This window comes from Thermodesulfobacteriota bacterium (genome assembly GCA_036397855.1).
Taxonomy (GTDB): Bacteria; Desulfobacterota_D; UBA1144; order Nemesobacterales; family CSP1-2; genus DASWID01.
Window position 1 is genome coordinate 34,680 of record DASWID010000012.1, and the last position, 11,351, is coordinate 46,030.

At 41.7% G+C, this 11,351-nt stretch carries 10 protein-coding genes; 7 read left to right on the top strand and 3 right to left on the bottom strand.

The genetic code is table 11. From position 1 onward, the window contains the following. Positions 1-67 precede the first annotated feature (67 nt). Positions 68-1,330, bottom strand: a complete 1,263-nt coding sequence (gene lysA / locus VGA95_00785; GenBank protein ID HEX9665076.1) for a diaminopimelate decarboxylase — start codon at positions 1,328-1,330, stop codon at positions 68-70. A gap of 129 nt (positions 1,331-1,459) precedes the next feature. Next, positions 1,460-2,053: a 2-hydroxychromene-2-carboxylate isomerase gene (locus tag VGA95_00790; GenBank protein HEX9665077.1), complete on the bottom strand. Its 594-nt coding sequence runs from the start codon at positions 2,051-2,053 to the stop codon at positions 1,460-1,462. A 253-nt stretch (positions 2,054-2,306) separates the two neighbouring features. On the opposite strand from VGA95_00790, the gene hemE reads away from it, so the two are divergent. The 3 genes from hemE to hemG all read left to right on the top strand — a co-directional run bounded on the left by hemE (position 2,307) and on the right by hemG (position 6,818). After that, complete coding sequence (gene hemE, locus VGA95_00795) at positions 2,307-4,256, top strand: uroporphyrinogen decarboxylase (protein HEX9665078.1); 1,950 nt, start codon at positions 2,307-2,309, stop codon at positions 4,254-4,256. A gap of 101 nt (positions 4,257-4,357) precedes the next feature. Next, positions 4,358-5,290 carry a ferrochelatase gene (gene hemH / locus VGA95_00800; protein ID HEX9665079.1) on the top strand — a complete coding sequence of 311 codons (933 nt, stop codon included), beginning with the start codon at positions 4,358-4,360 and terminating at the stop codon, positions 5,288-5,290. A gap of 106 nt (positions 5,291-5,396) precedes the next feature. After that, positions 5,397-6,818, top strand: coding sequence for a protoporphyrinogen oxidase (hemG, locus tag VGA95_00805; GenBank protein HEX9665080.1), 1,422 nt, complete (start codon positions 5,397-5,399; stop codon positions 6,816-6,818). 134 nt (positions 6,819-6,952) lie between these two features. On the opposite strand, the gene VGA95_00810 is transcribed toward hemG, so the two are convergent. Then, positions 6,953-7,525 (bottom strand): DUF4126 domain-containing protein, encoded by a 573-nt coding sequence (locus tag VGA95_00810; protein HEX9665081.1) that lies wholly within the window; start codon positions 7,523-7,525, stop codon positions 6,953-6,955. Positions 7,526-7,813: 288 nt separating this feature from the next. Between VGA95_00810 and VGA95_00815 the strand changes: the two genes are divergently transcribed. From VGA95_00815 to VGA95_00830, 4 genes are all read left to right on the top strand, one after another. After that, positions 7,814-8,587 (top strand): SDR family oxidoreductase, encoded by a 774-nt coding sequence (locus VGA95_00815; protein HEX9665082.1) that lies wholly within the window; start codon positions 7,814-7,816, stop codon positions 8,585-8,587. A gap of 133 nt (positions 8,588-8,720) precedes the next feature. Next, positions 8,721-9,059, top strand: a complete 339-nt coding sequence (locus VGA95_00820; GenBank protein ID HEX9665083.1) for a hypothetical protein — start codon at positions 8,721-8,723, stop codon at positions 9,057-9,059. Between the two features lie 19 nt (positions 9,060-9,078). Then, the gene (locus VGA95_00825) at positions 9,079-10,098 is read left to right on the top strand and encodes an OmpA family protein (GenBank protein ID HEX9665084.1); all 1,020 of its coding nucleotides are present in this window, start codon (positions 9,079-9,081) and stop codon (positions 10,096-10,098) included. Positions 10,099-10,330: 232 nt separating this feature from the next. Continuing rightward, entirely contained in the window at positions 10,331-11,158 is an 828-nt protein-coding gene (locus VGA95_00830; protein HEX9665085.1) for a hypothetical protein, read from the top strand. The last annotated feature ends 193 nt before the right edge of the window (positions 11,159-11,351 follow it).

Consider the following 11,351-nt stretch of genomic DNA (forward strand, 5'->3'; position numbering starts at 1 on the left):
ATAACTCAAATCCGAGAGATTTTGGTTAACACCTAGACCTTAGAAGACTGTCTTTAAAACTTATTCTTCACTTGATAAACCCTGGAATACTCTCACCTCGCATTAAATCCTCAATTTTTTCCCTTTCTCTTACCAAAAAAAATTCCACACCATTGACCAATACTTCAGGTATGCGTGGACGAGAATTGTAATTTGATGACATTACAAACCCGTATGCTCCAGCGCTGAGTATTGCAAGAAGATCACCCTTTTTTACCCTTGGAAGTTCTCTATCTTTTGCAAAAAAATCTCCGGATTCACAAACCGGTCCCACTATATCCACCCTTTCTTCGTGGCTGTTACCTTGATTTACATTCAGAATTTCGTGATAGGAGTCATAGAAAGCCGGCCTAATCAAATCATTCATAGCCGCATCTACGATCACGAATTTCTTGGTTTCTCCTTCTTTTAAATAGATAACCTTTGTTACGAGTATCCCGGCATTGCCGACCAAAGACCGTCCAGGCTCTAAAACCAGCCTATATGGCTTGTCTCTCAGCTCTCTCACTATTACTTCCGCATAATCTCGTGGTTTAGGTGATACTTCACCTAATTCATAACTAATGGCTAACCCCCCTCCTATATCTATATACTGAATATTAATTCCTTCATCCCTCAATAAATCTGAAAGCTCTATAAGTTTTCTTAATGAATCCGCAAACGGAGTGAGGTCAAAAATCTGTGATCCAATATGTGCATCTATACCAACAATCTCTACACCATCCATCGCTGCAGCTTGCCCGTACACATATACCGCCTTATCAATATCGATTCCGAATTTACTTTCTTTGAGCCCGGTAGTTATATACGGATGTGTTTTTGGATCAATATCGGGATTAACACGAATCGCAACCCTCGCCTTCTTCTTCAAATCCTTCGCGACAGTGTTTAACGCTTCAAGTTCCTCAGTGGATTCGACATTGAAAAATAATATCTCTGAACTAATTGCTTCCCTCATCTCCTCAAGCGTCTTCCCAACACCAGAAAAGACAATCTTTTGTGGGTCGCCACCCGCAATTAAAACCCTGCGGAGTTCTCCCAGCGAAACGATATCAAATCCTGCTCCGAAGTTCGCGTATGCCTTAAGAATCGCTAGATTAGAATTTGCCTTTACTGAATAGCAAATAAGAGGACCTACGGATGAAAATGCATTATTATAAAGGGTGAAGCCATGCTTTAACGCCGAAAAACTATATATGTAGCAAGGGGTCCCGAAAGATTCAACAATTCTTCTCACAGGAACTTCCTCGACATGAAATTCATTATCTCTATATCCAAATCCGTGGTGCATCTTACTTGCTCCCTTTCATTACTAGTACACGTAATTAGCCGAAAATCTCATATTTCTACACATCGAGGCTCATTCAATTCACATGTCATGTATCATGTATCATCTATCTTGCAACTTGAAACGCTGGATCTACAATTTACTCTTCAAATAAGATTCTACAAAAAGCAATCTATCATTTCCCCAGAACATCTTGTCCCCCAGAAAAATTGTTGGCGCACCGAAAGCACCTCTTCTAACGGCTTCGGCAGTTTCTATTCTGAGTTGATCCTTTATTTCCTGGTCATTAATTCTCTTTATAAATAGTTCATAGTCCATATCGAGCTCGGTTAAAGCTAGTTGCAATATCTCATCCTGGCTTATATCGTCATTCTGAATCCAGTAAAACTTGAAAAGTTTGTGCGTGTAATCCCGAACCCTTCCCTGTTCCTTCGCAACGAAAGCGCCTCGCATGGATTTCACGCTATTCACCGGGAACAGATCCGGGAAATTGAGCTCTACTCCATAATGGTTAGCCCAATCTTTTACATCTTGAATCATGTACCTCTTTTTGCTCGGCACCTCCAAAGGGGCACGGTTGCCGGTCTCCTTATATACACCTCCTACCAAAAATGGCCTCCAATCGAGCTCGGCTCCATGTCTTGTGCATATCCCTTCAATTTTCGTTGAAGCAAGATAGCTATACGGACTTGAAAAATCATAATAAAATTCGACTTTCTTGCTCATCTTTTCCTCCGAAACAATGAATAAAGACAATCGAATAATTTTCCAGAAATTTTCATACATCCAAACTTTAGACTCAACGACCTAAACCTTGACCCTCTATGCAAGTGTGCTAAAATCAAAATACAATCATCAGATAAAATTGTAGCAAATCAAAATAAGCTAAAGAAGTATGACTTGCCAAATTCGCCTCTCTCTCATCGTCCAAACGCATTAAAGATAAAAGTTTTTTATGAAGATTCAAGGAAGATAAAAAATGACAAAGGGATTCAATGGCCTTCGAGTTACCGCTTTTGAGAGCCGCAGGGCAAAAGAGATGGAAAAACTGATCCTATACCACGGAGGCATACCAGTTCTGGCACCCTCTATGAGGGAGGTTCCGTTATCTGAAGCAACGGAGGCATTAGAGTTTGCAAAGGGTCTATTTGAAGGGCAATTTGATATCATAATTTTCATGACCGGCGTTGGTACTAGCACTCTATTCAAGGCTGTATCAGCAAAATATCAACAAAACAAACTTCTAGATGCACTCCGGAAAGTAAAAAAGGTGGCTCGTGGCCCCAAACCAGTTGCCGCATTACGCGAATTGGGACTTAGACCAGACCTTCTTGTACCCGAACCAAACACATGGCGCGATATTTTAATCACATTAGATAACGAGCTTCCCGTAAATGGCAAAAGAGTAGCTGTCCAGGAATATGGTTTACCGAATACCGCGTTGTTATCAAGCTTGCAAGAGAGAGGCGCAATTGTTACTCCTGTACCTGTCTATCGCTGGGCCCTGCCCGAAGACCTAACCCCTCTTCGCACAGCAATTCGTTCGATTGCGGATCAAGAAACTGATATATCCCTCTTTACAAGTTCTCAGCAGGTACACCATTTGATCAAGGTGGCGTCCGATGAAGGACTGGAAGAGCAGCTGAGAGAAGGTTTCAAAAACCTGGTCACAGGATCGATCGGACCTACGACAACTCAGACTCTACATGAGGCAGGCTTGTCAGCGGACTATGAACCCAATAGTCCCAAGATGGGTAATCTAGTCCGAGAGATGGCAAGACGCGGTGGAGCCCTTTTGCGAAAGAAAAGGATTGCGCATTCAAACGATGTTAACACAAACAAATGGCACAGAATTGATATGATCTGGAATAAGGACAAGAGTTTCAACTCAAAGGAAGTTGCCAAAAACTCACCCTTTTTGAAAGCATGTCGGCTCGAGCACACGGATTATACGCCAATTTGGTTAATGAGACAGGCCGGGAGGTTTCTACGCGAATATAGGGAGCTCCGCGAGAAGGTTTCGTTTCTCGAACTTTGCAAGAAACCTGAATTAGCGGCAGAAGTAACTCTGATGGCCGTAGATCGTCTAGCTGTTGATGCCGCAATTATTTTTGCCGATATACTGCTCATCTTGGAACCGTTAGGGATAGAGCTAGAATTCTCCAGGGGAGATGGGCCACGAATTAGAAGACCCCTGAGATCAAGGAGGGCAGTCACTACGCTTAGGGAATTTAATGGCGACGAACTTAATTTTGTTTATGACGCTATCCGGATCACACGAAGTGCGCTCGATCCTGAGGTGCCATTGATAGGCTTTGCCGGTGCTCCTTTTACCGTCGCTTCATACATAATCGAGGGAGGTGGCTCGAGAAACTACGAAAACACCAAGGCAATTATGCACGGTGATTCTTCCGCTTGGCATACTTTTATGAATAGATTAACCGATGCTACGGTTTCCTACCTCAATCATCAAATCTCAGCAGGGGCGGACGCAATACAGATTTTTGATAGCTGGGTTGGTTGCCTTTCACCAGACGACTATAGAGAATATGTTCTACCTCATATGAATAGGTTGTTTCAAAATATTGCAAAAAACACCCCAGTCATACATTTTGGTACAAATACAGCCGGACTTTTGGAACTGATGAAGGAGGCCGGTGGGAATGTCATTGGGCTCGACTGGCGAGTGAATCTTAAAGATGCCTGGGCACGAGTTGGCTATGATGTTGGAGTGCAAGGAAACCTAGACCCTGCAATCCTATTGACAAAGCCTGCGGAAATTCGGAGAAAAGCATCAATGGTAATGGAGAAAGCCGAGAGAAGACCAGGACATATCTTCAACCTCGGACATGGTGTATTACCTAACACCCCTGTCGATAACGTCCTTGCACTAATAGATTATGTGCATGATTTTGGGAGTAAAAGTTGATGCGCCATCCTGCATCTTGCATCGTGCATCATGTATCTTGTATCGTACATCATGTATCAAATTTACGTCCTCAGTTGCCGATTAAAAAGCAGTGTCGATAAATGTCAAACAGATATGATGCAATATTAATGATAGCGTTTGGCGGACCCGAAAAGACCGGCGACATAAGACCATTCCTGTCTAAGGTCTCAAGCGGTCGACCTATTCCACCCGAGCGTTTAGACGAGGTAGCTCATCATTATGAGCTTATAGGGGGCAGATCGCCCCTGAATGAAATTACGTACCGGCAAGCCAGGGGGCTGGAAGCTCAGCTGAAAATTAACGGATATCCCTTACCGGTCTATGTTGGCATGAGAAACTGGTATCCATTTTTGTCAGATACAGTCATCGAAATGTCAAAAGAAGGAATAAACAATGCTCTGGCCATAATAATGGCAGCCCATCAATCCGATGCGAGCTGGGAAAGGTATCAGCGAGATGTGGAGGAGGCCATTTCTACGACAGGTGTTGAATTGTCCGTAGATTACACAGAACCATTTTATGATCATCCTCTATTTATTGAAGACTCAGCCGAGCGGATAGCCGAATGCCTTGAACAGATACCGTCCACTGACCGCGACGATACCGTTTTGATTTTTACAGCACACAGCATACCGACTCCCATGGCCGAAGCATCCCCATACGTAGAGCAACTTACCATTTCATGTCGACTGATATCGGAGAGGCTCGGTCATGAAAACTGGTTGCTTGCATATCAAAGCAGGAGCGGTCGTCCTACAGACCCCTGGCTCGAGCCCGATGTGTGTGATCTAATCAGAGCGCTTTCCAAAAAATCCACCGCTCATGTAATAATTCAACCAATCGGATTTATATGTGATCACGTCGAAGTTCTCTATGATATCGGTATTGAAGCAGCAGAGGTTGCTGAGGAGGTCGGAATAAAAATGTTGAGGGCTAAAACGGTAAATGATGATCAGAAGTTTATTGAAGCATTAGCAGACGTTGTTAAAAGTCACATAAGACAGGAAGCATGATGCAGGATCCAGGATGCATGATCCGCCATGAATCGTAGATCTTTTACTCGTATCGGTTTATTTCTAACAATATCTATTCATCTGTGGTTATATAACTTAACAAATAATGCGAATAGTTATCATAGGTGGTGGTATAACAGGTCTGAGTGCCGCACATCGGCTAATGGAGTTGAGCTCTGAGAGTGAAACTCAGCTCGAAGTTCTTCTATTTGAAGGACGTAATAAGCTCGGCGGGGTTATATCTACCAAACACGCATATGATTTTTTAATCGAAGAAGGACCTGATTCATTCATAACTACTAAGCCATGGGCGTTGAACCTATGCAGGCGATTGGGTTTAGGTCCAGAACTAATCCCTACAAATGAAGAAAACCGTCGTACATACGTTGTCAAACGGGGAAGACTTATATACGTGCCTGATGGATTTCTTATGCTTGCTCCGACTCGCCTTTTATCGTTCTTAACATCTCCGTTATTTACATGGCGCGGGAAGCTACGAACAGCATTAGAGACAGTGCTGCCAAGTAGATCCAGCCAAAGTGATGAAAGCCTTGCATCGTTCGTTACCCGACGATTTGGGCGAGAGGTGCTCGATCTTGTTGCGCAACCATTAATAAGTGGGATTTACACCGCCGACCCCCAATCCCTGAGCCTTAAGGCCACTTTCCCGCAATTTCTTGAATTGGAACAGAAGCACGGAAGTGTAATAAGGGCTTTGATCAGAGAGAAAAACAAAAGAAATACCTCTAAATCTGGTGAGAGCGGGGCCCGTTATAGTCTATTCTTATCGCTGAAAGATGGAATGGAATCTCTGATAGAAAAGTTGGGTTCCAGTCTGCCCGGGAAATCTTTAAAACTCGGGAAAACTGTTAAACGTTTAGAACTTTCAAACAGCGTGTGGACCCTAATGACTGAAGATGGCACTATGATAGATGCCGATGGTGTAATAATCGCGTTAGCCTCAAATAAGGCATACCATTTACTGGAAGGATTTGACAGTCGTCTTGCTAAGGAATTATCACAAATAAAATACGAATCCTCTGTCGTTATCAACCTCGCTTACAATCTTGACGACATATCCCATAATCTAAACGGTTTCGGATTTGTTGTGCCGACAGTTGAAAAGCGCCCTATTTTAGCATGCTCTTTTACCAGTTTAAAATTCACGGGAAGAGCACCAAGAGGCAAGGTTTTACTACGCTGTTTCATGGGAGGTGCAACTAATCCCGAAATTTATGAAAGAGATGATAACTGGCTGATGAAAACAGCACATGAAGAGATGTGCGAATTACTCGGAGTAAGTGATAAACCCATCTTGAAGATGGTAAGTAGGTACTATCAATCAATGCCTCAATACTTTGTTGGGCATCTTGACCTCGTTTCCAAGATAAAAGAGCGAGTAAGCAAATATAAGTCCCTTGAGCTTGCCGGAAATGCGTACAGCGGGGTTGGCATACCGGACTGTATAAATTCCGGTGAAATGGCGGCGGAAAAAATATTTAACAATCTAAAAAATAAACACAGTTGAGCGTAGGCCATTCGAAAAAATCAGTAATCCATTACTAGTTGCAGAGTTCAAGATTTGTAGGAGAGACGCAAAATTTTGCGTCTCTACATATTTGCTGATGTCAACGATACATAATCGAAAGATTTTAAATATGACTATGTATTAAACGCCTTTTCTCTGAACAGCCTTCTATACAATTTGACGAACGCAAACCATATTATTCCGATTACTGAAATAAACGCCACCACAGGCAAAGAAATTGCTATAACCGACATGGCTACCGATCCGCCAGCTTCAGCAGTTGAAACGATAGGATTAGCAAATCCGCCTGTTGCAGCGGTTGAAGCCAGTCTAGTTATGCTAGTCAAACCCTGAACCATACCGGCAATTCCTCCACCAACTATAACTGCAAGAGACCATCTGAGTAACGGGCTCATTTCCGAAACTGCCGAGGCCATCACGATCGTACCCGCGATTGTTGCCGCAGGAACCGCAAGCGTATCAAGGAGGTTATCGATGATAGGAATATGATATGAAAATATTTCAACCATCGAAGCAATCCCAAATGCTGCAAGAGCCGGATAAGTGCCAATCCATTCAAGGCCAGGGGCCAAGATTAGATGCCCAGAAAGTGAAGCAACACTTACTATCATCAGTGGAATGAAGACTCTAAACCCACATGCAGCGCTGAGACCAATACCTAAAAAAATGCTAAGTAATGTTTCCATGGCTTTAGCCCTCCTGCTATAGTAATTATATAAACAGTGTTTTCGAGATCAAGAAAGAACTAGATTTAGCATGCTAGATTGCCAGACCAAATAAAACTCTTCATTGATACTTACTAGGCTTAAGTAAATGCTTATTTGAAAAGATTTGATACTAATAAATGTTTGGATATTATATTAGAAACTCCAATATTCAAAGTCAGAAATTAAACAATAAGGATGCGAATAAAAATATCTTCAAATAAAACGTTTGGTTATAATTCAAAACATTCCAACGGAGGTAAGTAATCAATGAAGCATAAGGACAAGGTAGCACTTATCACAGGTGGAAGCCTGGGATTGGGGAAGGCAGCGGCAATTCTGTTCGCGAGAGAGGGAGCAAAAGTTGTAATTACGGGTCGCACTGAAAAAACCTTAAAAGAAGCCGTAGGAGAAGCGAAAAAAGAAGGGTTGGAAATTGATTATTTTGTTAGCGATGTATCTAAAGAAAAGGACTGCAAGGCCGCAGTCGATTATACTTTAGAAAAACACAAGCGCATAGATATTCTATTCAACAATGCAGGCGTCCTGTATATTTACAACACCCATGAAACACCGACAGACAAATGGGAAGAGACTTTTGATGTCAACGTAAAAGGCACTTATTTTATGTCAAAATATGTGATTCCCAGGATGTTAGAAAATGGTGGTGGTTGCATAGTCAACAACTCTTCTATACTAGGATTGAAAGCTATTCCTGGTGCGGCCGCGTACAACGCCAGCAAAGGAGCCATAACGCAGCTCACAAGGAGCATGGCTCTAGAGTACGCGGAAAAAGGAATCCGTGTCAATTGTATATGTCCCGGCACAATATGGACTCCGATGGTCGAAGGATTTTTCGCTGCCGTGCCCGATCAAAACGCGCTTAAGGGGTATTTGGAATCACTCCAACCCCTTGCCAAACATTTAGGGCGCTTTGGCACACCCGAAGAAATTGCTCATGCTGTTTCATTTCTCTGTGACGACAATGTTAAGTATATGACTGGCTCTATGCTTTCAGTTGACGCTGGATGGATCGCTGGTTAACCGCTCTAATCCGGGATGAAAATTTTACATCGCAGTGAATTATCGCTGAAATAAGTGTAGAATTTGATTTAAATTGATGGTATAAATATGTCTGACATTTTTAAAGTCTAAATCATCTTAAAGGAGGGTGAGGATGAAAATTAGGTTAACCATCGTTTCCGCCTTGATTTTCGCAATCGGCTTCTACGGTCTTAGCTCCTTTGGAATGGAATACAGTCAAACGGCATCACAAAAGCACTTCACTTCAATTATAATGAGTCTTCCCGGTGTTATTAGCGCAGACTGGGATTCTCCAATATCATTATGGGTGAAAACTTCCTCAAAGGCGGTTGGGTCGCCGCCAAACCCGCAAAAGGCAAAACAGTTAGCTGACATACTCGCTGACAGGGGAAGAACGGCACTCAGGCAACCATTTTGCGTTCACATTTACCAGAAAAAAGAAAGCGAACTGGCCAGCTCTTGCGTTTATTAAACTACTATAATCATAGAGAATGAGTTTAATAATAAAAGAAAAGACAAGATTTCTACTTTATATATTCGCTCCGGTCCTTTTTCTATCATGCGTAGGTGAAACACCCGTAGGACCTGCGCCGGAGGCTGGATATTATGAAAATGAACCAATCGTTTTCAATGGCAGCTATGATGAAGTATGGTCTGCGACTATTGCCGCTCTAGAAGCGCTCGATTGGCGAATTCAAAATCAAGATAAGCTCAATGGGAATATACAATTTGAGACATCATATGTTTATAGTCCCAAATTCGGTGAAAGGGATAGAATATATCTTGAACCCGCCAATGACCAGATTAAAGATTCCAAGGTCATGTCTTATCTAAGACAAATATCATACTTCGAAAAAATAACCCCTCCGCCAGCCCCACCCAATCCAAAATTCGTAAAGGAAAAATTGCGTGTTGATGTCAAAAGCATTTCCCCCTCGGAGACTGAGGTAAAGGTAAATTATAAAATCATGCCATACTTTGATTATAAGATCGGATACCTTGGTACTGTTAGATCTAGGGGCTACCTGGAAAAAATGGTATTGAATGATATAAATGAAACTCTGATGAAAAAACAGATGCTCGCTCAGGAAATGCCTGAAGCTCCTCCACCTCCATCTTCACTCGAAATAGGATTGGAATTAAGGGACATATTCTTCGATTTTGACAAATCTGATATTAGACCAGACGCCACACCAGTTCTTGAAGAAAATGCCAAGGCACTCAGGGAGAACCCAGGTTTCACCTTACTGATTGAGGGGTATGCTGACATAAGAGGTACGGCTCAATACAACCTTGCACTAGCATTGAGGAGAGCTAATGCAGCAAAAAATTTTCTGATTGGGCTGGGTATAGATCCGGTTAGAATTGTAGCGGTGAGCAAGGGTGCCACAGCGAGATTTGCTCCGGGGACTACTGAGGAAGCATATCAGTTGAATAGAAGAGATCAATTCATATCAATAAAACCGGGTACTGGCACGGGGGCATTGACTACTTATCGCACAAATGAATGAGAGTAAATCCTTATCAAGTTAAATCTTATTGTTCTTATAGAGTTATACACTTCTTCACCACTTGCACTTAAACTAGGTGTGCTAAAGTGAAAACATTGCTTCCAGTCCTTCAATTCCGTTATTCACCCTTTACTATCTTATATTCAAGTTAGCGCCATCAAAACAAAAGTTTGCCAATACCAGAAATTCTAAACATGTACTACAACATCTCGGTTTATCGGAGCGAATAGAAGTGCAGGATTCAAGATTCGACATTAACAAAATAAAAAAAACCTATAAAGACATGAGAAACTATTTCAACGATATTAGGGAATTATCCAAATCTGAAGAGGAAAGCACCCACGCTCAATTTGTGATCGATATGCTCCTGAAATGGGAAAGTACACAATTTAAGGCAAAGCAGAAGATCCCGATAAGCTTCAATGAATATCTCGTATTCACCATATTGCTGCCAAACGAGACTAACAACAATGATCCAAGCATTGTCGATGGATTGTGGGCTTATCAATATTTCCTGATAAACATAGGCGAAAAAAAAGAAGCGGACACACTTGAGTATATAATGCGGAATAAAGTAGGCAGAGAAGAATGGAATGAAACCAAGAAGCGGAATGTCATGGCGGCGAATCTCCTCAGATCCGCATACGAAAAAATTAAGAGATCTGATCACGAGGCTTCAATAGAAGAAGAAGACAAAATACCAAATCAGCTCGACTTCGATTTTATGAAAGATGATAAAGATGAAAAACGAAAACTCGATCAACAAGAAGAGCAAAATAGTCAGGAAAGTGAAAAAGAAGATAAATTTGATATGATCAAGTACCTTGAAAAAGAAAGGAGACAAAAGATCCTAAAACCTTATTTATGGATCATGATTTTCATCATATTAACTAGCTTCATATCCTATATACTCTATGGGGTGAGGTTAGGGAGATTAAATGAAAAACTTTTAATAATATTGATTGGGGCAGTCATAGTTATGGTTTTAGGATTCATCGTTATCACTTTCGTCATCAAAAAGTTCTCGAAAGATGGTGGAAGGGGACAAAAAGACCCTTGAAATAAGTGTTTCTTTCATTACAATCCGTATCATAACCATAATTTGACTGGTGAATGCCGAAGTAGCCAGATTACATGTAAAAATCCTTGATTATTTAACTTCCCAAAGACGTTTTGTCAACGTTTTGCTGAATCACCAGATTAATTAAGTGCGTGATATAAAAGCCCCTATGAGATGATATAGAAGAGTCAAC

What these genes read in the sequence shown, in the direction of transcription:
- lysA (HEX9665076.1), bottom strand. Translation starts at nt 1,330, where the DNA reads ATGCACCACGGATTTGGATATAGAGATAATGAATTTCATGTCGAGGAA.
- VGA95_00790 (HEX9665077.1), bottom strand. Translation starts at nt 2,053, where the DNA reads ATGAGCAAGAAAGTCGAATTTTATTATGATTTTTCAAGTCCGTATAGC.
- hemE (HEX9665078.1), top strand. Translation starts at nt 2,307, where the DNA reads ATGACAAAGGGATTCAATGGCCTTCGAGTTACCGCTTTTGAGAGCCGC.
- hemH (HEX9665079.1), top strand. Translation starts at nt 4,358, where the DNA reads ATGTCAAACAGATATGATGCAATATTAATGATAGCGTTTGGCGGACCC.
- hemG (HEX9665080.1), top strand. Translation starts at nt 5,397, where the DNA reads ATGCGAATAGTTATCATAGGTGGTGGTATAACAGGTCTGAGTGCCGCA.
- VGA95_00810 (HEX9665081.1), bottom strand. Translation starts at nt 7,525, where the DNA reads ATGGAAACATTACTTAGCATTTTTTTAGGTATTGGTCTCAGCGCTGCA.
- VGA95_00815 (HEX9665082.1), top strand. Translation starts at nt 7,814, where the DNA reads ATGAAGCATAAGGACAAGGTAGCACTTATCACAGGTGGAAGCCTGGGA.
- VGA95_00820 (HEX9665083.1), top strand. Translation starts at nt 8,721, where the DNA reads ATGAAAATTAGGTTAACCATCGTTTCCGCCTTGATTTTCGCAATCGGC.
- VGA95_00825 (HEX9665084.1), top strand. Translation starts at nt 9,079, where the DNA reads ATGAGTTTAATAATAAAAGAAAAGACAAGATTTCTACTTTATATATTC.